The sequence below is a fragment of the Spirochaeta lutea genome, assembly GCF_000758165.1.
Classification (GTDB): Bacteria; Spirochaetota; Spirochaetia; order DSM-27196; family Salinispiraceae; genus Spirochaeta_D; species Spirochaeta_D lutea.
Genome location: NZ_JNUP01000023.1, coordinates 89834 through 112506, shown reverse-complemented (window position 1 = coordinate 112506; position 22673 = coordinate 89834). Strand labels below are relative to the sequence as shown.

Sequence of the window (22673 nt, the reverse complement as noted above, 5' to 3'; positions counted from 1 at the left end):
CCTATGGCAAAACAATCCAAAACACTGCGCGGCATTGAGGGGTTCAAGCAGTACTACACCACAATCTTCCAGGACCGCTGGCCCGGTCTGCTTTCCGCCCTAGAATCTGAGCATCAGTACTGTGCATTGCGGGCTCTCTCACCTGATTGTTCACCCTATTACCTCGATTTAGCCTCGGCCCTTCCGCCCCTCCTGCTCAATATCGAACCGGGCCACCAGGTACTGGACCTATGCGCAGCCCCGGGAGGTAAAACCCTGGTGATTCTGAGGAGACTGTTCCCAGACTTCTTTACCCATCCGGATTTTGAAGAACTGACCTCAGTGCTCCAAGCACTCTCTCCCTTCACCTCCCCCTCGGGGATATCTCCAGGATCCCAAACCGCATTGCTGAATCCAGGTCGATTAGTTGCCAACGAACGGTCGGCCTCCCGACGGGCGCGGCTACACAATAATCTTGCAAACCATACAACCCCAGCCCTGAATCAATACATTTCCGTTACGGGCCATGATGCAACCAAATGGGGTCTCTACGAACAAAACCGCTACCATCGGGTATTAGTGGATGTTCCCTGTTCAAGTGAGCGCCATCTTGTAGAAAACCCTAAGCATCTCCAGAACTGGTCGCCGAACCGAACCAAACAGTTGTCGATCCAAGGGGGTGCGATGGTGCTGGGGGGATTTGACGCTCTCATGCCCGGAGGAATCCTAGTATACTCAACCTGTGCACTGTCTCCCTTGGAGAATGACGCTGTTGTACAGAAACTACTTAAAAAACGGCCCGCTTCCCGGCTCTTATCCTTGGATGAAACACAGCTTCCCCCATGGATGGAACCCACCCAAACTGGATACCACATCCTCCCCGACCGTAGCAGCGGGTTGGGCCCCATTTTTCTATCCGGACTTACCAAGGAGGAGTCTCTCCATGATTGATCACCTACGTCGGGCGCTAAACCCCGAACAGTTCACTGCTGTTACTACCATCGAAGGCCCGGTCCTCATCATTGCCGGTGCAGGATCCGGTAAAACCCGGGTAATCACCTACCGTATTGCCTATATGCTCTCCGAAGGGATCAATCAGAGCAACATTCTTGCCCTTACCTTCACGAACAAGGCAGCCCGCGAGATGGAGGAGCGAGTGAAGGAACTTACCGGAAAAAAACTCCGCCAACTCACCGTCTCCACCTTCCATGCCTTTGGAGTACAAATCTTAAAAAAGCACATTACCCGTCTCGGGTATCGGGAGAACTTTTCCATCTACGATACCGGGGATCAAATCAGCCTCATCAAAGAAACGGCACGGGAACTCAAGATACCCGAAGAAAAAATGGATTATTCAAAAATTCTCTCTCTCTTTTCGCGAATAAAAACCAGACGGGTCACTTGGCGGGAGGTAGATGACAGCTTCCGGCCCCTCTACAAAGAGTATTTGAGCCACCTCCGGTTGTATAACGCCCTTGATTTTGATGATCTGATTGCGTTGCCGATCCAGCTCTTTGAAGAACATCCCGATGTCTTGGAGGAATACCGCTCACAGTACCGCTACATCATGGTGGACGAGTTTCAAGATACCTCACTACTGCAATACCGATTCATGAAACTCATTGCTGATGGATCCCGCAATATCTGCGTGGTAGGGGACGATGACCAGAGCATTTACTCATGGCGCGGGGCAAATTTTGAAAACATCCTCAATTTTGAAAAGGATTTTTCTGAGTTACGGGAAATCAAACTCGAACAGAACTACCGGTCCACAGGAACCATCCTTGATGCTGCCAACTCCGTCATCGCGAATAATAAGAACCGAAAGATTAAACAGCTATGGTCCGGAACACAGGGTGGTAAACCCATAGAACTGTATCAGCCGGTGGATGAAAAAGCAGAGGCGGAGTTTATATGCGATATGATAAAAACCCTCGCGGTTAAGGAGGGGATAAAATACCACGATGTCGGGGTACTCATTCGCACCAACGCCCTTTCACGGAGCCTGGAAGAGAGCTTCCTCGCGGCAAACATACCGTATAAGATGAGCGGCGGCACGAGTTTCTTTCAACGCCAAGAGATCAAGGACATAATCTGTTACCTGCGGACCATCACCAATCCCGATGATGATATTAGCCTACTCCGTATTCTCAATACCCCACGCCGGGGCATCGGCAAAAAAACCCTGGAGGTTATCACCACCCATGCGATAGAACTAGGGAGCTCCCTTTACGGCGCGATGATTGCCCTTCTAGAGGATGCTCAGAACCCCCTGGGCACTAAGACCCGATCGGATATCCAAGACTTTCTTTCTCTTATTGATGAGTATCGGCCAAAACTCTTGTCGGGCAAACGCCTAGCAGACAGTACTCGCCAGCTGATTCAAGAGATTGATTATTGGTCCCATCTGGTCCAGGAGTTTCAAAAAAATGACAAGGTAGCGAAATGGCGGATGCGGAATATAGAAATCTTTACCAATTCCATCGAGGACTACGAGAAGGACCCGGACAATCTTAATCCAAGTATTTTTTCTTATCTCAATAGAATCACCCTAAGCAACAGAGATGACGAGGATGATGATCAGGGCAAGGTCAATCTTATGACCATCCATTCCGCCAAGGGCCTTGAGCATGAAATCGTGTTTCTTGTAGGGGTCGAAGATAATATCATCCCACATCAACGCAGTCTCACAGAGAATGAAGAGGGAGATTTTGATGCCAATATGGAGGAGGAGCGGCGTTTGTTTTATGTGGCTATTACCAGGGCCAAACAAAAACTGTTTATGACAGCTTGTCAGCAGCGACGGGTTATGCGAGAGAGTATATCTTGTCAGATTTCGCCCTTTGTTCAAGAAATTCCAAGTCAACTCATCGAAATTAAAGAACCCCAAGCCCTCCCCGAGTTTACCGAGGAGGATGCAGATTCGGTTTTTAGCATGATGCAGAAACGCTTCGGCCCTCCGGCCCAGACAGCGGAGTAGAGCCCATTGCAGGGACTATATTGTGGGCAGATAGAATGTGCCGAAGACGGGACTTGAACCCGTACAGCCCGTTAAGGCCGGGGGATTTTAAGTCCCCTGTGTCTACCAATTCCACCACTTCGGCAATCGCCTGCCCATAGTACACAAGACACCAACACAGGTCAAGAAGGAAGGTTCAGATGATTATAGACAGCCATTTTCATAGCCAAGAGATGAAACGAAAGGGTATGCCTGTGGGAGCCCTCCTAGAGGAGGCTCACTCCCAGGGTTTGGCCGCCGCCGTAGACATTGCAACCCATATCCATGACTGGGGTACTCGACTTAAGGAACTATCAAAATATCCCTTTGTGTTTTTCTCCCTGGGTTTGTATCCCTCTGTTGCCGAGGAGCAGGATCTTGAGAAAACCCTGGAAGCTCTGGAATCCCTCCTGCTATCTGAAACCGCTATCAATCCCCGGCTTATAGCCATAGGAGAGATCGGTCTTGATTTCCATTGGCACTACGCGACCCCCGAACTTCAGACAGAGTTATTAGTTCAACAACTGGAATTAGCCCAGCGGTTTGATCTTCCCGTAGTAATACATAATCGAAATGCGGACAAAGTACTAGCTGAGATCCTAAAACAACACGGTCCCGCCAGGGGAGGAATAATGCACTGCTACTCCTCGGGACCGGAATGGATAGATATGTTCCTGGACCAGGGGATGTATATTTCGTTTGCAGGAAATCTAACCTTCAAAAAAAACAACTCCCTTCGGGAGGCCTGTGCCCTGGTTCCCCCAGATCGTCTTCTCCTCGAAACGGATGCGCCATACTTAGCGCCTGAACCCAAACGGGGCAAGGCCAACCATCCTGGACAGGTTGCCTTCACCTACGAGGTTGCCGCAGAAATACGAACCATGAGCAAACCGGATCTGGAATCTCAGATAGCTAAAAACTTCAGGACGCTTTTTCCTGGCGCATGGGCAGATCCAAGATCACCCGAGTCCCCCGGGTGAGTTCAGAGTCAACCTCAATAGATCCCTGGTGGGCCTCTACAATGTTTTTAACGCTCACCATTCCGAGGCCGGTTCCACCCCGCTCGCTGGATGAGAAGAACGGTTCAAAAATCTTCTCCCGAATTTCAGGGGGCATACCCCGACCCCGGTCTTCTACCACAATCTGAATTCGATTTTTTGCCATAGACTTGCCGGTTACCAGTATCTCTCCTCCGGTTTCTGAGGCCTTTCTCGCATTATCAACCAAATTTACCAGGACCCTGATCAGTCGCTCCTCGTCGGCTACCAATGACAACCCCTGAGAGGTTAAAAATCGTCCGCGTATTCCAGACTTTCCTAGTTGTGTTGAGACCCGTGCCTTTATTTGTTGAAATAACCGCGGTACAGACACCGGACCGAGACGGAGACGGATCTGACCCCGGGAATAATCAAGAAGCTCATTTGCAAACGAATTGAGCCGATCAGATTCCTGGACAATCTTGGTGGAATACTCCTGTACGCGCTCGGGTTCATCACAGACAAAGCCTAGGAGCTCCGCATACCCTCGGATAACCGAAATAGGATTCCGAAGGTCATGGATGATAAGCGAGGAGAACTTCCCTAGGTTCGAAAAACGCTCTGCTCGTATCAACTCATTTTGAGCAGCGGTAAGCTGCCGGTTTGCCCGCTCAAGCTCAATATTCCGACGGCTAAGATCTTCAATAAAACTTTCATTGCTCTTCCGAATCATGCCAGAAAGAGATCGCAGAACCGAGATCAAGACCCCCTGTCGGTCGTGCATAATCCTAGTGAAGTCCTCCCTGCTGATATACAGCACCCGGATATCGGACAACGCCTTAATTGTTGCAGATCTGGGTAGGTCATCCACTAGGGCCATTTCACCGAAGATGTGGCCTTTGCCTTCAGTGGCGAGGAGCACATCCTGACCGGTGACGCTTTTTTTCCAAACCTCGATGGTTCCATCCATAAGAATGTAGAAACGGTCCGCCTCATCTCCCTCACGGAACACAACTGTGCCTTGGGCCAGATCCTGCTCATGACTAAGGTCGGCAACAGCCTGTACGTCGTCATCGCTGAGTTCCCTGAAAAAATACACCTGACGAAGAAATCCAATAAAGTCTTCCATGCCCCGAGTATACCATAGGACGGCTTGATTGGTTAAAAAAAAGCATAGTGCGCAAACGGTTGTAACATTGAACAGCGGCGACACCACCCATGGGCGGACTTATAGCTTGTTCCGCATAATCTGCTGTGGTTTACAGCCTTTTGCGTTAAAAAAAGACCCGGCCAGGTGGACCGGGTCTTTGTGCTATCAGATTACCAGCTGTATAAGCCTACCAATTATCAACCATGTCATCTGGATCACGATTTTCTTCAGCAAACAAGTCAGTGGTCACCCGAAGGTCATCAAAATAAACGTAATAGGTACCATAGGTTTCGGTTAATGCTGGTTCTACAACAAATCCGAGTATCTTGATTCCGCCGACCCCATTGTAGTAGGGGCTTCGTTGCTGAACGCTGGGAGGAACCGCCACTGTGAGCTGCTTCCAACCGGAGAAATTAAGCTTCCCCATGTCCAGGGTGGCACGGTTCCCAAAGAAATCCTCGATCACAACCTTTAACCGGTGATTGAAATTCCGACCAACCACCCAAACCTGAATAGTCTTAGCGATACCAGGTACAGCGAGAGGCCTGCTGGGCATTACCGAGATTGAGGTTGATCCTCTTCGCAGATATTCAACCTTCACCCCTAGAACATACTGATCTTCCTCAGTTATCCCCGCGGCTTCTTCCTCCGGAAGAGGATCCTTATCACTGGGGCCACCCTCGAACCGTCGATGGCTTGCGATACCGTGGTCTAAGGGCATGGTAACCGCCCAAAACCCGGGATCTTCAAACTTAGATATGGATACCTCTTTCAACCGCTGCTGTGCCGTATCAACGCCGATATTCGCAGCCTCGGGTGTGGACTCTTGTGCGCCGATCAATCCAGGGACAAGAAGTAACAGTAGCCAGATTGCATTCAATTTACGTTTCATTACTGCTGCCCTCCCTGATTTGATTCAGCCGAGCCCCACAATTCCTCCACTCTTCGCGGATTGGCCAAACCTTCTCCGTCAAAGGGTGATTCAAACAGGTCAGTGAAAACCTTAATCTCATCCAAATAGAAATAGAAACCATCAACCTTCTCTTCTGGTTCGGTCCAAAGGACAATCTTGACCAATTCCAATCCCTTCCTCTGAGGTACGTACACCACATCCTGAGGGATGAAGCTTGGAATATTTACCCGAAGATTCTGCCAACCTTTGTAATTGATATGTCCTAATCGGAGCACATGAATAATCCCACGATAGTCCCGTAAATGGACATCCAAATAATAGTTATAGTTAGATCCCCACGCCCAGAGGTCAAGGTTCTTCACCCTACCCGGGATCGGTATTCCTTTGGGAATAGGATTTCCGTCCTGATCAGCCTCATCCTCCACCGGAAGAAACTCAAGATAGTTGTATCCAAGTCGATCAAACGAAGCCTGCACACCGAGAGATCGAACATCTCTACCCTCCGGTATCTCTCTATATAGCGCTTCTGGCCAAGCCTGAACCCAGGCAAACTTTGGAAACCCTTCCGTAACAAACTTGCTTCCCCGTACAATCCAACGATGATTTTGACGATAGTCATATAAATCAGTACCATCGGGATTATCAAAGCGTTCAATGATCCGCGACTGAAGATTCTCAGTCTGCCTATCACTAAAGCCAGCGGGCACTATGAGCAGCACACTTGTTACCAGGAAAAACGTGAGCAGTAAGCCTCGTTTCATCCTTCACTCCTTTTTATGCATAGTCGTCTGAGCCGCAATGTACTCAGAATTATATTTCCGTGGTATCCCTTTGTCAAATGGAATACCCTAGTATATCGGTAGCTTCATTTCATTCCCGAGCAGAAAATACTGCAGGAATATAGACAGGGCCTTGGACCTCCGGGAGACTACCCCCGTTGAAGTGCTCAGCGATATAGGCTAGCATTCCTTGAACATCCGGACCTATAGCACCCTGAATCCTTGTATCATACTGAGCCATAACCGCACCATGGGTGAGAAAAAGCGCTATCTCCTGATCGGTAATCGCAGAAAACAGGGCTTCAAACCCCGTATCGGTCAGAGCGACGATGTAGGCCCAGTCTCCTTGGGTAAAATCTATTCGATCCACGATATCCTCTATCCCCTCGTCTCCTCGCACCTGCTGCTGTATAGTAACAGTCAATCCGGCATCGAGAAACCCCTTACGGATAACCTCCTGAAGGTTCTCAACCTCCCCAGACTTCACAGCCGATAGTACCAACCCCTTTTTATCTCCTAATCCGGAATCGATAATATACGCATATAGCTGCTCCAAAGCCGGAAGCAGCCCGGGTCTGAGAACCACCTTCCCTTGCCGAATCATTACTTGATCCAGAGACTGTTTTTCCGCTGTCTCAGAAAAGGTCAAATCAACCACCCCGCCGGGGACATTAGGTTCTCTAAGCAGCTCGGGATACCGCTCTATAACACGGTAGATCATAGCTCTGGGAGCCCCCTCCCCCTCGCCGGGAATAATCATCACCCCCCCTTCAGGGGATAGCAGTTCCAGGCTGATCTCCGGGGATCCGGGTGGAGTCGAGGTACCAACCTGCTCAAGGTACAGCTTCGCCCCCTGGTCCACGAGAAGTACCGAAGCAGGTGAGCACCCCAGAAACCAAAGAGAAGAGAACACTAACAACGCCACGAAAAGCACCCGGCAACCCTGTGGTCCATAGCTTCTGAACCGGTTCTTCGATGTGCCGATTGGCGCTGGCGTCTGGGCTGAGTCCATACCACCCTCGTACGATTCTATTGCTGTATCCCCGTTGTGTTGGACTGAATCGGAGGATTGCCGTCTTCTCATGAGCTACCTACGGACCAATACGGCCCACCGGTGCCTGAGAACACCCATACCTAATCTGAGAAACTTCTGTATAGGAGCCACAAGGTTCGGCAGAATCCGCGGAATCTCAACCCCAAACAGAGCAACCCCGATTAGGAAAAATACCGATATCACTCCAGCCCCTTCCAGCCGAAGAAATTCCAGAAGAACCGGCACGGGGCCAATAAACATGGCGGCCCCGGTGCAAACCAAGAGAAGCATCCGATGTACCGGTTGCCATGAAAACCATTTTTTTACCGTGAGGGGTACCAAGAAAATCATTGTCATACGGTAGATTGGTAAAAAGAAGTCCCTACTCATCACGCCTGGATAGGGAAACACCAGCAAATCTAAAAAACTATTCAGGAAGAAAAAACTCGCATACATGCCAGCCAAAAAGGGAAACAACCCCCTGCTCCGCCGGTACTTTAAATCATTCCGAAACCGGATAAGGGTCCAACCCAGCATAACCACCATAGGAACGAGGGTATGAACAATCCCAGCCTGACTGTAAACAGCCGTATTATAAAGGGTCGGAGTAAAAAGTCCGGGAAATACGATCCGGAGTAGTAGCCACAGGCCGAACCATAGGGCCCCAAAAAAAATCGGTCCCCGCACATACCTGTTCGGGAACAAGGAAAATTGGTATCGGATAAAGAGAAATGCGTACCAAAGGGGGATAGCAAGAAAGGCAAAGAGTGTCATAGTAAAAAAACGCTACCACAAGGACGGTGATTTTGCAATATCGGTTATTGACACAGCCCCCGGCCCATCCTAGGATTTCCCTACTATGATTGTACACTACTCAGATACGCTCCTCATTCCTCAGAAAGACGGATTGAAATTGGAAAACGGTCAAGGGTTCGGTCCTGTCTCTGTTCGGTACGAGACCTATGGAACCCTGAACTCAGACAAGACGAATGCGATTCTCATACTCCATGCCTTCTCGGGAGATGCCCACGCCGCGGGCCGTTACCACCCTGAAGATAAAAATCCAGGATGGTGGGATACCATGATCGGCCCCGGAAAGGCCTTCGATACAAATCGGTTTTTTATCATCTGCTCCAATACCCTAGGGGGCTGTATGGGAACCACCGGACCGGGTTCCATCAATCCCCAGACCGAAAAACCCTACGGACTTTCATTTCCGGTCATCACCATCCGGGATATGGTTGCTGTACAAAAATTGCTTCTTGACCATTTGGGTATTAGCACCCTGTATGCTGTTGCTGGAGGAAGCATGGGAGGGATGCAGGCTCTGGAATGGAGTGTAGCCTACCCCGACATTGTACGGAGGGCGATCATAATTGCCTCAACTGGACAACTATCAGCCCAGGGTATCGCGTTTAATGCGGTGGGACGCAATGCCATTATGAGCGACCCGGAGTGGCGCCAGGGGGATTACTACGAACACAGCAATCCCCACAGAGGTCTCTCAATAGCCAGAATGGTGGGCCACATTACCTACCTTTCCGATGAATCCATGCATGCCAAATTCGGCAGACGCCTCCAAGAGCGGGAGCATTTCGGTTTCGATTTCAATGACCAATTTGAGGTAGAAAGCTATTTGAATCACCAGGGAGATAAATTTGTTGATCGCTTTGATGCCAATTCCTATATCTACCTATCAAAGGCCATGGATTACTATGACCTTGGCGCAACATACGGAGGACTCGATAAGGCCTTTGAGCGTGCTTCATGCTCTTACCTCGTTATCTCGTATACCACGGATTGGTTGTTCCCATCCTACCAATCCAAGGAGCTGGTGTATTCCATGATGAAGGTGGGAAGGGATGTTAGTTATTCAGAACTAGCCAGTCCCTACGGACACGACTCCTTCTTATTAGAAACCCAGCGTCAGGAAGTTCTCATTTCTTCATATTTGGCGTCCCGTCGCTCCATAGCCGGAGAATCCCAGGGAGGTGATGCGCATGTCTGAACGATTCAGTTACAATGAAATAGCTCGATTTATACAACCCGGCACAAAGGTTCTGGACCTCGGTTGCGGAGACGGCGAACTGTTGGAGCTGTTGATTTCCACGAAACAGGTCCAAGGCCGCGGGGTAGACATCGAAGAGGCTATGATAATTACCTGCATTTCCCGGGGGCTCTCGGTGTTCCAAGGCAATCTCGAGGAGGGGTTAAAGGACTACCCTTCGAAGACCTATGATTATGTTATCCTCAATCAAACCCTTCAAATGATTCACAATCCGGTATTCTTACTGAAGGAAATGACCCGGGTCGGAAAACAGATTATTGTAAATTTCCCGAATTTCGGCCATATTCAGAACCGGCTTCAGCTTGCCCTCCTAGGTAAGATGCCGGTTAATAAGAACATTCCATATCAATGGTATGATACCCCAAATATCCATTTTTGTACCCGAAGTGATTTTATCCGGCTTGCCACAGAATTAGGATTGCGAATCGTAGATGAAATCGCCATTGCCGGAAATAGGAAAATCTCCTTAGGAAAAGACCTCTTTGCAACTCAGATCTGTATGCTCCTGGAGGATAATGTAGACAAGTCTTGAATACTTTTGGTATAGTTGGCGGGTATATACATCACAACAACAAGAATACAATGTGGTAGATCCAAGAAGGAGGAAGATTGGCTGCGAAAGATTTACGAATAAACGAATTAATTCGAGTGCGGGAAGTACGGCTCATTGACGAGGCAGGAGAGCAATTGGGGGTTGTCCCGACCAATCAGGCCTTGGCTCAAGCGAAGGAAAAAGGTCTGGACCTCGTAGAGGTTTCACCCAATGCAAATCCGCCGGTCTGCAAGTTAATTGACTACGGAAAGTATAAGTTCGAGACCGAAAAGAAAAACCGAGAGTCGAAGAAGAAGCAGAAACAGGTGAAACTCAAAGAAATTCGTATGCAGCCAAAAATTGAAAGTCATGATTTGGCTTTCAAAACAAAGCATATCTTGGAATTTCTTGAAGAAGGAAACAAGGTCAAGGTAACTATTCGCTTCCGCGGACGCGAGTTAGCACACACCGAAATCGGACGTGACGTGTTACTGAAGGTACTGGAAAACCTCGGAGAGGAAACCCATTCAGTTGACCGAGCCCCTACCATGGAAGGCCGGTTTATGTATATGCTGCTGAGTCCGAAATCTAAGAAATAAGTACGGTGTCAATAATTGGGCAGTAATCCAGTGATAATCTGGTATACACTCAATTAGAAACCATCGAATCCAAAAATAGAAAGAGGTACATCATGCCTAAGATGAAAACCCGGAGAGCCGCAGCAAAACGGTACTCTTTTACCGGTACCGGTAAGGTCAAATATAAGAAGCAAGGACTTCGCCATATTCTGACCAAAAAGAGTACGAAACGTAAGCGGAACCTCCGTAAAACCGGCATCCTCAGTGATGCGGAGACGGAACGGGTAAAAAAGCTTCTTCCCTACGGATAAGTTTCCGGGGAAGAAGGTCGATCAAATCCCAAAGGGGAAAGCCAGGTTCGAGGTTAATGGCTACCGAAGAACCGGCAATCACGGGTACAAATACCCATCTTTTTTAAGGAGATAAAATGCCAAGAGCAGTTGACGGCACACGCCGAAAGGACCGACGGAAGAAGATTCTCGGTCTTGCCAAGGGATACTGGGGCCGACGGAGTACCAACTTCCGTACCGCCAAGGATGCTGTAGCCAAGAGCCTTACCTACGCATATCGCGACCGAAAGGCCAAAAAACGGGATTTTCGTCAGCTATGGATTGCCCGTATCTCCGCAGCAGTGCGGGAGGAAGGCATCAACTACAGCAGATTCATTGCAGGACTGCATAAGGCAGGGGTAGAGGTGAACCGAAAATCACTCTCAAACCTCGCTATTGAAGACCGGGATGCATTTAAAGCTCTCGTAGACACTGCAAAAAAGGCCCTCTAATTATGATTAGCGTTGAGCAAATTCGGTTACTTGAAACCAAGGTACAGCAGGCTGTAAGCCTGCTGGCCAACCTCCAAGAAGAAAACAAGACCCTCAGAACTCGGTTGTCCAAATACGAGGAGCGTATCGATGAGCTGGAATTTCTCATTGAAGAATTCAAGGAGGAGCAGAGCGAAATTGAGCAGGGCATAATTTCTGCCCTTAATCAACTCAATGAACTCAGCGCTGGCCATTCTACCTCGGAACCCGCCGCCCCTGAGGAGAAAACCCGCAACACTGCGGAAACACCAACCCCTCCTCCAGTACAGCACCAGACTGACCAGCAGGAGGCTGAAGTAGAAGAGCAAGGGGATTCGAATGCCGGAGCAACCCTCCAACCCGAGGAAACCCAAGATACCCTGGGTTCTCCTGAGGAAGCCGGGGATGCCTACCATGAGGAACCTGCCCAAGAGCCGGATGACGATGACCAAGAACTGGATTTGTTTTAATGTTAGCCAGAAAGCCGGATACCCTGTGTCCGGCTATTTTATCCGGCCCCGTGCAAGAAGCCTATGACCATTAACCTACTGGGTACCAGCTTTACAATCCAATCCGATGAGGATCCCGCCTACCTCCGGGAGATCCTCTCCTATCTAGAGGCAAAGATCTCTGAGGTTACCACAGGGGTAAAAACCACGGATCCTCTCAAGATCAGCATCCTCGCGAGCCTGCTTTTAGCCGATGAGCTGCATAAACTAAAGAACTCCCAAGAAATGCTCAAACAACAGGCACAATCGTCCCTCAGCAGCCAGGAGTATGAACGCGAGGTCGATGAGATCACCAAACGGCTTATACGAACGATCGACGAGTGTCTCTCCTAACAATCCGGCAGGCATACCACACCTCACAGAAACAGAAAATGATGTGGTAAATCTGCCCTTGAATTGACTTTGTTGCCCCAGGCAATTACTATTCCCCCAGATAGTATGTCAGTAATAACAAGCCAACAAATAGCAAAATACTACAGCGATTTTCAGAACGTAGATGTAACCTTTACAAAGGATGTCATCCGGGCAACGCTTCTGTATGCAAAAAATGTGCAAATACGATGCCTTGGATACCAATGGCCGGTTCTTCTCTACTCAAGCTCCATGAGCTCGGCCAAGGTTATTGCAAATATTAAGGGACCCCTGAAGGAAGTAACCAGCAAGGCGAAGAATATGGTTCAACTTCGCTTTAGTTTCATCCAGAAGGAGAAGACCGATCCAATTACCTTTTTTATTAACTCGAAAATTGTCTCCTTCGTTCCCTACAATAAGGATCAGCCGGACCTTAATTTTATTAACCTGGTCTATACTAACCGCCCGCCCGATGAGCTGATTTACCGCCTGGGAACCCTGCTCGAAGCAAATGCTAGTTTCCAGCAGCGTCGGGAAGAGCGGATCCCAGCAACCCCGGAGACCCTTTCTGCCCTGGGCATTGATCCTAAAAATGTCTTACTAACCATTGAGCACATACCCCGGCGGTGTATTATTCGGGATCTATCCTTCTCCGGTATGAAAGTAATCATTATGGGATTCGCACAATTTCTTGTTAATAAACCTGCAACTATCAAACTCGGACTAACCGAGCAGGACGGCTCTGTGAGCCTTTCGGGAAAGGTGATTCGGTTTGAACAGGTTCAGGGACGGAAGGATCTGGCGGCCTTTGCAATTCAGTTTGATGAAAAGGCAATACCCGCTGAGTATAAATTACGTATAAGCAATTTTTTAAAGACAATTAAAAAGAGCAAACCACAGGAGTAGTATGCACGATTCACGAATCGATCTCGTTCGAGACGAAAAACTTAAAAATATTCTATATATTTCGATACCCGAGGGGATGAATGTCTCCCTGCCCTCCTTCTCCTTAGATCCAGAAAAGATGCTCCCCATCGAGACCGCGGGAGAACAGGATAGCTGGTCTATTGACGAACTTTCGTGGGAAATGATCCTGTCGGGCATGCTTAAGGTATTAGCGTATCACCCGGAACACGAGGATGCGGATTATTACCGGCAATTCATAGTCTCTGCCCGACCCGACATCATCGCGGAGCTCACCCAAACTGCGATCCTGAAGGCAGACAACAAAGACTTCGACATTGCGGAGGAAATTTTTTTAGCGCTTTTAGGACTCCAACCCGAGAGCAATCGGGCTCAACTCAACCTTGCCCTACTCTACGAGAAGCGAGCAGAGGCTTACCGAATGTTGGGCAAAGAAGCCCTGACCCAGGAATTCGAAGATGAGGCCTACCATTGGTATAGGGTTTGTACTGACCATTCCGAGCCTCTACCGGAGACCTACCTCTACTCTGGCTATTTCTTTATGAAGATTCGAAACTACGGCCGTTCCCGGGCTTCGTTTCACGCCTACCTTGATAGCTCAGAAAATCCAGACCACAAAAATGAAGTAGAGGAAATCCTCGCAGAGTTTGAGAAACAGAATCTAAATGATATCCTGTTTAAAGAAGCCTACGATTTTATTAGGTTAAATAAGGAAACCGAGGGTCTAGAGAAGATTGAGCAGTTCCTGTCTGCAAATCCAGGGGTTTGGAATGCCTGGTTTATAAAGGGATGGGCGTTACGACGTCTTAGCCGGTATGAGGAGGCATTACAGGCCTTTGAAAAGACACTGGAGCTCGGCGGACAGAACCCAGACACCCTCAATGAGCATGCCATCTGCTGTATGGAGACAGGGAATCTTGGCCAAGCGCAGGAAAGTCTACTGGGAGCTATGGAATTAGAACCCGAGAACACCAAGATACTCTCGAACCTAGGCGTATTGCACATGAAGGCAGAGGAGTACGAGGAAGCCCGGGGATTCTTCGAGACCGTACTTGTTATTGATCCGGATGACCCGTTAGCCCCTGAATACATCACCGAGATTGATAAACGGCTGAATGAATCCTAGGTGCTAACCCCGACGGCCGCCCTTACCTTACGCCTCCCCCTGCATTCGTGAAGACGGTATACGCTTTCCTATATACAGGGGTGGGGTACATCACTCTGACTACTGTACAGAAATCACCGAGAAGCCCTACAAACCAAGGTCAACCGTGGGCCATCGGAGCGGCCCGGGGGCTGGTAATTAACCATGGTACGGAACCTAAACGATATTCATAAAAAAAACGTTAAAGTTTCCTCCCCGGAATGCCGATAGTCAGCACAGGGAAGGGTTTTATTTCAAGATCGTTCTTGGATATGCCCACTAACCCCTATTCTGTTTATCGGCTGCTGAGCTAAACACTTAAGCAGTTTATAAAAAAAAGGGCACGGATGCCCGAACCACACTATCAAGGAGGATAGGATGATTATTAATCACAACATGAGCGCCCAGTTCGCTCAACGTCAGCTTGGTGTGAATAACGCCAATGTCAGCAAAAGCATGGAGAAACTATCATCAGGTCTGCGTATTAACAAAGCAGGTGATGATGCTTCAGGCTTGGCTGTATCTGAGAAGATGCGGAGTCAGATCCGGGGATTGAACCAGGCTTCACGGAATGCTGCTGATGGAATTTCTATGATCCAAACCACCGAGGGGTACCTCCAGGAAGGACAGGATATTCTTCAGAGAATTCGTGAACTCGCTGTACAATCCTCCAATGGTATCTACACCGCTGAAGACCGGATGCAGATCCAGGTTGAGGTTTCTCAGCTGGTTGATGAAGTTGATCGTATTGCATCCCATGCTCAGTTCAACGGCATGAACCTGCTGACCGGCCGGTTCTCCGGTGCGCAGGATATGGGCGGCGCAGGTCAGGATCTGTTCTTCCATATTGGGGCAAATATGGATCAGCGGGAACAGGTTGTCATCGGGACCATGACCGCAGCGGCTCTCGGCTTGAGGAATCAAGGGGATAACGGGATTGTTACCCTTTCCAACGCTGAAAGTGCCAATGCAACCATTGGAATTGTGGACACCGCTTTACGGACTGTGAACAAACAGCGGGCTGATCTGGGTGCATACCAAAACCGGCTAGAGATGGCAGTTAAGGGAATTGACATCGGCGCGGAAAATCTCCAAGCCGCTGAATCAAGAATTCGCGATGCTGATATGGCTAAGGAAATGGTGGAATTCACAAAGAACCAGATTCTTGTCCAGGCCGGGAATGCAATGCTTGCCCAAGCGAATATGAAGACCCAATCGGTACTTCAGCTTCTGGGTTAATTCCTAAGGGAAATTCATAAAGCGTAAGCATTTCACCCCGGTTTGAACGTTTCCGTTCAGGCCGGGGTGCTTTTATTTATTGCATTGGTTCCTAGGGCAACACGGATACCCCTAACCTTCCATCACGGTGGTGAGACTATTGGCAGAACCGGGGGCACCTGTGTTATACTGTAGTTTGGATGAATCTATGGGCAAATAGATCTCAACCAATGATCTTTGAAAAACATCATCCCTTCTTGAGACTGCTTGGATTGATCGATTCCTCCGACTGAAGTGGAGGGACCTGTTGACTCATACTTGTGCTTTACATCAGGTCCTGCACCCTTTGATTTACCTCCCAGCATCGATACCGAGTCAAGTTGGTCTCTCCACTAATGGTTTTCTAAAATGCGGGTTCAGCGCGATGAGTACCCCGGAAACCGGCAGTTGGAGATAAAAGGCACGGACGGCCTTTTACTATATTTCAAGGAGGGTTATATGATCATTAACCACAACATGAGCGCAGCCTATGCGAACCGCGTACTCGGTGAACGAAACGTAGAATTGCAGGGCAACATTGAAAAACTCAGCTCTGGAATGCGGATTAACCGGGCGTCTGATGATGCATCCGGCCTGGCTGTTAGTGAAAAGCTACGGTCTCAGGTACGGGGCTTGAATCAGGCCAGCCGGAATATTCAGAACGCGGTTTCATTCATTCAAACCACCGAAGGCTACCTTCAAAATACCCAGGATATGCTGCACCGGGTTCGTGAGCTGTCGGTTCAGTCAGCTAACGGAATCTATACCAGTGAAGATCGAATGCAGATCCAGGTGGAGGTATCTCAGCTGGTCGATGAAATCAACAGGATTGCAAGCCACGCCCAGTTCAATGGAATGAACATGCTGACAGGCGCCTTCGCCCAGGATTCGGTTTCTGGCGGAGTAATGCAATTCCAGGTTGGTGCTAATATGGATCAGAATGAGAGAGTGTTCGTTGGAACAATGACTGCAGAAGCTCTAGGGCTTACAAATATGCAGGGCAGCGGAGAAACCATCAATCTTAATGATCCTGAGTCTGCTAACAGCGCCATCGGTGCAGTAGATGCAGCGCTTCGGGTTGTAAGCCAGCAGCGCGCGGATCTTGGTGCCTACCAGAACCGGTTCGAAATGGCCCAAAAAGGTGTTGATGTAGCCGCTGAAAACCTTCAGGCATCCGAGTCCCGGATTCGGGACGTAGATATGGCCGGAGAGATGGTTGATTTTGTAAAAAATCAAATTCTCACTCAAGCCAATACTGCCATGCTTGCCCAGGCCAACATGCAGACCCAGTCTGCGCTCCAACTCATTGGTTAAAACCAAGCAGGAACATTGTCACGAAAGAGAACACTGGACGTCTTCTCTTTCAAACCATCATTGGGGGGAGAGTCGCGCTCTCTCCCCCTATTTTCTTACAGGGAGGTAAGAACTATGTCCATGGAAATATTGGGAATGCGCGGTAGTCCCCAGGGAAACCCGGGAGTACAACAGTCTGTGGAGCTAACCCAGCGTATGGCAGAACGGCGAACGGAAAACCAGCGGCAACGGGTTGAAAGCCAGCAAAAAGTTGCCCAAGGTATTGCCTCAAGCCGTGATGAAATTCATAAAAAAATTCAGGAAGCAGTTGACCGGATGGATACCTATTCGGGAAGTCTTCAGAAGAAGTTTAAATACACTATCAATGACGACATAGACCAGGTGGTGGTTAAGATCATCGATCCTGACACCGATAAAGTAATCAAGGAACTGCCCGCAGCCGAATTACAGAAGTTGCAGGCCCGGATTCAAGAATACCTAGGCTTACTGATAGACGAAACGATTTGAGAGGTCCGGGTTCCGGGCCTCGGTAAGGGCCGTTCATGAGGAACCTGCATGTCTGATATTTCAATACCCGGCGTTTCTAGCCGTTTCAACACAGGACAAATGGTTGAGGAACTGGTCAAGGCAGAGCGCGTCCCTCTGGACCGTCTGGAGACCAGAAAAACCGATCTTGAGACTCAACGCTCTACATGGCAGTCGTTTAACCGGCAGCTTACAGTACTCCGGGATGCTGCCCGTTCCCTTTTCAGCTTTGAAAACCCCTTCAACGACCGGTCGGCCGTTTCCAGTAACGAGTCTGTCCTTACAGCCTCATCCGACCGAAACACCCCTGAGGGTATCAGCTCGATCGTTGTTAACAAGGTAGCTAAACCTGATAAGTTTATTTCTGAACCCGTACCCAATGATTTTGAGGTTCCCCAGGGGATATATGAATTTTCAGTCGGCTCGACTCCGATAACCCTTCGGTTTCGGGGTGGTAATCTGGAGGAATTCTCCGCCGCGCTAAATCAGAGAAATCCTGAACTACTGGGATCGGCGGTTATTCGTAACAGAAGGGATAGCTATGTATTAACCCTGGAATCGAAACTTCCGGGAACCGAGAATGCGCTTGGGTTCTCCGGGGATGCTCAAGAACTTGCCCTTGATCTTGGTTTGATCGCACCTGCGGAAGAACCAGGGTTCTCACCGGATCTCGCTTCCCTGGCAAACAACGAATCTGTTTCCTTTCAGGATGGCGTTTTATCACTTAAACCCGGGTCTAACCTTCGGATCCCGCTACCTAAGGATGGGTTCAATCCAAATATGATGCTTTCGTACCAGGCGGTGCTGCATCCCCTGGATGAGAGTACATCGGTTATACCTCCTCCCGAGGGACCGCAGATTACCAGCCCGGGAGCGGCTGAGTTTCAGGGTATACGGTTACCGGATCTTCCCAGCACCGCCCCCCTACCGGAGTATCAAGCTCCAGCCCCGCCGCCTCGCCAGGATACTCAGAGGGTTCTCCAGGTGAATGTGGACGGCCAGGTTGTGGATCTACCTCAGGTACCACTGAGGACTCCCCAAAATTTCACCCTGGCCTTCTCGGAGTTGGGGATCCCCTCCGAATTGGTCATAACCAACTCAAATACCCACCGCAATCTGGAACTCAGTGCATTGGAGATATCCGATCCCACCGTGCGGGGTGATTATCAGCCGCTAAATCCGGTAAGCGTAGCCAGCGATGCAGAAATCGAATTAGAAGGTGTACGCATTGAACGGCCAACAAACACTATGGATGACGTTATTCCCGGTGTTACGCTAACCATTAAGAGAGAATCCCCCGAGCCGGTTACTCTGAGCATTGAACCTGACAGAGAGCGTATAAAGGACGTGCTCATTGAGTTCGTAGCAACCTATAACCAGGTCATCCGGGATATAAACATTTTGACCAGGAATCAGCCCGAGATTGTGGAAGAAATCTCCTACTTTACTCCCGAGGAAAAAGAAGAGGCCATGGAGCGATTAGGGAGTCTTCAGGGTAATTCAACCCTTAATACCATCAAAAATAGGTTACAGACCATTACCATGTCACCCTACGATACCAGGGCGGGTAACGATATGCGTCTTTTGGCCCAGGTCGGTATAGCAACCAACGCCTCAAGCCAGGGGGGGGCCGGCATCAACGCAAGCCGATTGCGCGGATATTTGGAGATTAATGAATCGGCCCTTGATCAGGCCCTATTACAAAACCTACCGGCGGTGAAGGAGCTCTTCGGTACCGATAGTGACGGTGATTTGCTCGTGGATTCTGGAGTGGCTTTTAAAATTGATGAACTTATGAGACCCTTCGTTCAGACCGGCGGGATAATCACCACAAATACCCAGTCCATAGACCGCCAGATTGACCGGACAGACGAGGAAATTTCAAGCTACGAAGATTACTTGGCAGGGTATGAACAACGCATGAAGGAACAATTCGGCAGGATGGAGTCCGCCATAAACAGTTTGGAGACCCAATCCCGAGACATCCAGGGGTTGAATCCCCAAAACCAAAATTAGCACCATAAGGATTTAAACGTGAAGGTATTTATCAACGATGAACAGGTCGACATCACCTGGCAGGACGAAAAAAATCTCGGAGACGCATACCTAGGGGTACAACAATGGCTCCAGGATTCCGGCCTCGCGGTTCAGTCGGTAAGCGCCGACGGTGATCATAAATCCCTGGGGGAGTTTGACCAGTGGGAGCATATTCCCATGGACGAGATAGAGGAGCTCCGGATAACCGCTCTCCATCCCCTGATATTGGAACAGCAGCAATTAGTCGTTGTACTGGAATACTTCGACCTATTGAGTGCGGCTTTGGAGCAGAGTGTGGAGGAGAATGCCCTGAGAAAGGAACTCGGCGAGATCCTTCAGGAGTGGCCCCATGTACTTTCAGGGCTCAGACATCTTTTGGGTGAAACCTCGGATATTCCTGGCTTTTTACAAGATCAGATGGCTGACTGGATTGGGGGAAATAGGGATGTGTCGGGTATACCGGAACTTCTCTCCCGGCTCACCCTGGTTCACCAGGTTGTTACAACCAGGATCCAGGAATACCAGAACCCGCTGAACGAAAGCGTCTCCACCCTTTCGGTTCTTCAGGAACTGCAGCCTCAGCTGGCCAAGGTGAGCCACCAGTATCGCGAGGGACATCCTGAGGAGGCACAGAATACCATGTACCGGCTCATTGATCTTCTGTCCAAACTTGCCAGGACCCTGCGGCTCGCCACGATTATTTCGCTTCAGACCGAGGAGGGTACCATTGACCATGATGAACTGGATGCGGCGGGAAATCAGCTCAATAGCCTGCTTGATGAATTAGCAGAGGGAATTGAGAATCAGGATCTCATTCTCCTGGGTGATATCCTCGAATACGAGCTCCCCGAACAGTTCGAACGCCTGTCCTCATTGCTCCAGGGGGCCTAGGCATGGGGCAGTACATGCTATTACAGTTCATTGCGAAAGCGGATAATTCTTCAGCCTTGGTAGTGGGCGGGTTTATACTCCTGATCATACTGATTTTTTCCATAGGCGCCCTTCGCAACGGGCGCCGTTCCGGGGGTGGCCCCAAACGGGTTGGGAGTTTTAAAAAACAGGCGAAGAACCTAGGGCTTTCCAAGGAACAGATTCAAATCTTAGAGAAGGCCATCAAACAGCAGAATATAACAAATCCGGAGCGCCTACTCAGCAATAGCGGTTTTTTGAATAAGGTCATAAAGCGGTTGATTGATGATCTATCTGCAGCCACCATGTCTGAAACCCAACGGGATGCCATCATCGGCAGAATCTTTGCTATAAAACGAATTGTTTCAAACCAAGCCCGGGTTGCAAAGGGGCCGGGGTCTACGGTACTGAGACAGGGACAACCCGTCACCCTGTATACCAAGGGCAACCCTCCCATAGAAACTATGGTAACCGGAAGTATTCAGAGCTTTTTAGCGATCGAAAATCCGAAACACGGCGGAACTGTCTACCGGTTTTCAAAAAATGCCGAGGCACGGATCAGGTGTGTATTTGAAAACGGGAAGGTCTACCGGTTTGATACGAAGATTAAGCAATTATCCCAGGTTGAGGGACTAGACATCCTACTGGTGGATCATGTATCGGCTATGCAGGAGGTTCAGATGCGGCGCTACCCCCGCCGGGAGATGAACCGCCCTACCTACTTTCAGCAGGTAGAAATCATTACTGAGGGATCCGGGCGTAAGGCAACGCGCCGGGCGGTGGTTCGCAGTAACCGTAACTTTCTCGGCCAGATTGAGGATATCTCGGCCGGCGGTTGTGCTGTCTTTTCCCGGAATCCCCTTAAAAAGGGAACCTTGCTGAAACTGACATTCGATGTGGGAGAGACCCAGGGGATTATCGCCTTCGGGAAGGTCTTGCACATGAATGCGGTAAAACCCCTGGGAGGTACCATGCATATTGCGTTCACCCGGGTGAGTACCAAACACCTGAATGAAATTCAGGCCTTCGTATACGGTATATCTGATTCAAATTTAGTGTACTGAGGCACCAATCCGATTTACCATGGCAGCTTCTTCGGATACTATAGGAACATCAATGGTCATACGAACGTTAACAGATATTACCAGAAAACAAATGTACATTTCCTACCGAAAGGAATACCGCGCCCATGTCGTTATGGAAGCGAAGAACCTTAATACTCTGGAGTTTTCCGTGGAGTTTTCCATAGAGATGACACCCCTGGGGGAAAAAGAGGTAAAGGTGATTGTCCCCGATTCGGTAAACTATCCGGTTATTCCCATCCTGCGGGCCCTGAAGCCCTACATCCACGATCTTGAACGCAACGGACACCTGCCGTGAGTACTGAGCGTAGGTATTTTTCCGTTGTGTCAAACCTGGAGGAGGATACAGCAGGGCTTGGCGAAACCCTCGCACGCCGGTGCGCCGGGGGTACCATCATTGCCCTGGATGGGGGGCTGGGAGCAGGTAAAACGGTGTTTACCAAGGGATTTGCCCGGGGGTTGGGGATTCAGCAGGAAATAACCAGTCCGAGTTATGCCATCATCCAGGAATACGAGGGAAGCCCGGGCTTGGTTCACATGGATTGGTACCGTATGGGAGGAGAGGATGAACTACTGCAGATCGGGGTTGAGGAGTATTTTACTGAAGATTCTATCGTACTGATAGAATGGGCAAGTCGTGCACCCGAATTACTCCCTGATAGAAGCATTACAATCACCCTAGAAATACAAAAAGAATCTACCCAGCGGCAGCTTACACTTTCCATCCCCGTCACCGCACCGGAACGCATCCTCTCATGGGCAGGGGAACCCCTGGGGGAAGTACGGGACGCCGACGCTTAGAGCGAGGAATTACC

Annotated in this window: 25 protein-coding genes and 1 tRNA gene; 20 read left to right on the top strand and 6 right to left on the bottom strand. The window is 49.4% G+C overall.

Features of this window, described 5'->3' with window-relative positions:
- Positions 1 to 3: 3 nt before the first annotated feature.
- Positions 4 to 930: an RsmB/NOP family class I SAM-dependent RNA methyltransferase gene (locus tag DC28_RS02670; protein WP_052078363.1), complete on the top strand. Its 927-nt coding sequence runs from the start codon at positions 4 to 6 to the stop codon at positions 928 to 930.
- The gene (locus DC28_RS02665) at positions 926 to 2959 is read left to right on the top strand and encodes an ATP-dependent helicase (protein WP_408020226.1); all 2034 of its coding nucleotides are present in this window, start codon (positions 926 to 928) and stop codon (positions 2957 to 2959) included. The genes DC28_RS02670 and DC28_RS02665 overlap by 5 nt, the downstream gene beginning before the upstream one ends.
- Before the next feature lie 38 nt (positions 2960 to 2997).
- Here the strand turns inward: DC28_RS02665 and DC28_RS02660 are convergent.
- Positions 2998 to 3083 (bottom strand) — tRNA-Leu (locus tag DC28_RS02660).
- Between the two features lie 55 nt (positions 3084 to 3138).
- On the opposite strand from DC28_RS02660, the gene DC28_RS02655 reads away from it, so the two are divergent.
- Positions 3139 to 3957 carry a TatD family hydrolase gene (locus DC28_RS02655; RefSeq protein ID WP_052078362.1) on the top strand — a complete coding sequence of 273 codons (819 nt, stop codon included), beginning with the start codon at positions 3139 to 3141 and terminating at the stop codon, positions 3955 to 3957.
- Here DC28_RS02655 and DC28_RS02650 read toward each other — a convergent pair.
- From DC28_RS02650 to DC28_RS02630, 5 genes are all read right to left on the bottom strand, one after another.
- On the bottom strand, positions 3899 to 5083 hold the full coding sequence (locus DC28_RS02650) for an ATP-binding protein (protein WP_037545475.1): 1185 nt from the start codon (positions 5081 to 5083) through the stop codon (positions 3899 to 3901). The two genes, DC28_RS02655 and DC28_RS02650, sit on opposite strands and share 59 nt — an antisense overlap.
- A 208-nt stretch (positions 5084 to 5291) precedes the next feature.
- Positions 5292 to 5996, bottom strand: coding sequence for a flagellar filament outer layer protein FlaA (locus DC28_RS02645; RefSeq protein WP_037545473.1), 705 nt, complete (start codon positions 5994 to 5996; stop codon positions 5292 to 5294).
- Positions 5996 to 6778, bottom strand: coding sequence for a flagellar filament outer layer protein FlaA (locus tag DC28_RS02640; RefSeq protein WP_037545470.1), 783 nt, complete (start codon positions 6776 to 6778; stop codon positions 5996 to 5998). Before DC28_RS02640 ends, DC28_RS02645 begins: the two co-directional genes overlap by 1 nt.
- Positions 6779 to 6887: 109 nt before the next feature.
- Positions 6888 to 7721: a hypothetical protein gene (locus DC28_RS02635; RefSeq protein WP_156104545.1), complete on the bottom strand. Its 834-nt coding sequence runs from the start codon at positions 7719 to 7721 to the stop codon at positions 6888 to 6890.
- Positions 7722 to 7883: 162 nt separating this feature from the next.
- Entirely contained in the window at positions 7884 to 8375 is a 492-nt protein-coding gene (locus tag DC28_RS02630; RefSeq protein ID WP_156104544.1) for a hypothetical protein, read from the bottom strand.
- A gap of 313 nt (positions 8376 to 8688) precedes the next feature.
- On the opposite strand from DC28_RS02630, the gene metX reads away from it, so the two are divergent.
- The 17 genes from metX (at position 8689) to tsaE (ending at position 22659) form a co-directional block, all read left to right on the top strand.
- Positions 8689 to 9837, top strand: coding sequence for a homoserine O-acetyltransferase MetX (gene metX / locus DC28_RS02625; RefSeq protein ID WP_052078361.1), 1149 nt, complete (start codon positions 8689 to 8691; stop codon positions 9835 to 9837).
- On the top strand, positions 9830 to 10429 hold the full coding sequence (gene metW, locus DC28_RS02620; RefSeq protein ID WP_238565753.1) for a methionine biosynthesis protein MetW: 600 nt from the start codon (positions 9830 to 9832) through the stop codon (positions 10427 to 10429). The genes metX and metW overlap by 8 nt, the downstream gene beginning before the upstream one ends.
- A 77-nt stretch (positions 10430 to 10506) precedes the next feature.
- Positions 10507 to 11028 carry a translation initiation factor IF-3 gene (infC, locus tag DC28_RS02615; protein ID WP_037545458.1) on the top strand — a complete coding sequence of 174 codons (522 nt, stop codon included), beginning with the start codon at positions 10507 to 10509 and terminating at the stop codon, positions 11026 to 11028.
- Positions 11029 to 11120: 92 nt separating this feature from the next.
- Positions 11121 to 11318: a 50S ribosomal protein L35 gene (rpmI, locus tag DC28_RS02610; RefSeq protein WP_037545454.1), complete on the top strand. Its 198-nt coding sequence runs from the start codon at positions 11121 to 11123 to the stop codon at positions 11316 to 11318.
- Between the two features lie 116 nt (positions 11319 to 11434).
- The gene (rplT, locus tag DC28_RS02605) at positions 11435 to 11788 is read left to right on the top strand and encodes a 50S ribosomal protein L20 (protein WP_037545451.1); all 354 of its coding nucleotides are present in this window, start codon (positions 11435 to 11437) and stop codon (positions 11786 to 11788) included.
- Positions 11789 to 11790: 2 nt separating this feature from the next.
- Positions 11791 to 12276 carry a cell division protein ZapB gene (locus DC28_RS15115; protein WP_052078360.1) on the top strand — a complete coding sequence of 162 codons (486 nt, stop codon included), beginning with the start codon at positions 11791 to 11793 and terminating at the stop codon, positions 12274 to 12276.
- A gap of 63 nt (positions 12277 to 12339) precedes the next feature.
- Positions 12340 to 12648 carry a cell division protein ZapA gene (locus DC28_RS02595; RefSeq protein WP_037545448.1) on the top strand — a complete coding sequence of 103 codons (309 nt, stop codon included), beginning with the start codon at positions 12340 to 12342 and terminating at the stop codon, positions 12646 to 12648.
- A gap of 105 nt (positions 12649 to 12753) precedes the next feature.
- Positions 12754 to 13572 (top strand): PilZ domain-containing protein, encoded by an 819-nt coding sequence (locus DC28_RS02590; RefSeq protein WP_037545446.1) that lies wholly within the window; start codon positions 12754 to 12756, stop codon positions 13570 to 13572.
- 1 nt (position 13573) lies between these two features.
- Positions 13574 to 14716, top strand: a complete 1143-nt coding sequence (locus tag DC28_RS02585; RefSeq protein ID WP_037545444.1) for a tetratricopeptide repeat protein — start codon at positions 13574 to 13576, stop codon at positions 14714 to 14716.
- 396 nt (positions 14717 to 15112) lie between these two features.
- Positions 15113 to 15973 (top strand): flagellin N-terminal helical domain-containing protein, encoded by an 861-nt coding sequence (locus DC28_RS02580; protein ID WP_037545441.1) that lies wholly within the window; start codon positions 15113 to 15115, stop codon positions 15971 to 15973.
- A 477-nt stretch (positions 15974 to 16450) separates the two neighbouring features.
- Positions 16451 to 17305, top strand: a complete 855-nt coding sequence (locus DC28_RS02575) for a flagellin N-terminal helical domain-containing protein (protein WP_037545735.1) — start codon at positions 16451 to 16453, stop codon at positions 17303 to 17305.
- A gap of 114 nt (positions 17306 to 17419) precedes the next feature.
- Positions 17420 to 17812, top strand: a complete 393-nt coding sequence (locus tag DC28_RS15110; protein WP_052078359.1) for a flagellar protein FlaG — start codon at positions 17420 to 17422, stop codon at positions 17810 to 17812.
- 48 nt (positions 17813 to 17860) lie between these two features.
- Positions 17861 to 19846: a flagellar filament capping protein FliD gene (gene fliD / locus DC28_RS02565; RefSeq protein ID WP_037545439.1), complete on the top strand. Its 1986-nt coding sequence runs from the start codon at positions 17861 to 17863 to the stop codon at positions 19844 to 19846.
- Between the two features lie 18 nt (positions 19847 to 19864).
- Positions 19865 to 20758 (top strand): hypothetical protein, encoded by an 894-nt coding sequence (locus DC28_RS02560; protein WP_037545437.1) that lies wholly within the window; start codon positions 19865 to 19867, stop codon positions 20756 to 20758.
- 2 nt (positions 20759 to 20760) lie between these two features.
- Positions 20761 to 21840: a PilZ domain-containing protein gene (locus DC28_RS15105; RefSeq protein ID WP_052078358.1), complete on the top strand. Its 1080-nt coding sequence runs from the start codon at positions 20761 to 20763 to the stop codon at positions 21838 to 21840.
- Positions 21841 to 21892: 52 nt separating this feature from the next.
- A complete protein-coding gene (locus DC28_RS02550; RefSeq protein ID WP_037545434.1) occupies positions 21893 to 22156 on the top strand; it encodes a hypothetical protein in 264 nt (87 codons plus the stop codon).
- 26 nt (positions 22157 to 22182) lie between these two features.
- The gene (tsaE, locus tag DC28_RS02545) at positions 22183 to 22659 is read left to right on the top strand and encodes a tRNA (adenosine(37)-N6)-threonylcarbamoyltransferase complex ATPase subunit type 1 TsaE (protein WP_037545432.1); all 477 of its coding nucleotides are present in this window, start codon (positions 22183 to 22185) and stop codon (positions 22657 to 22659) included.
- Positions 22660 to 22673: the final 14 nt, after the last annotated feature.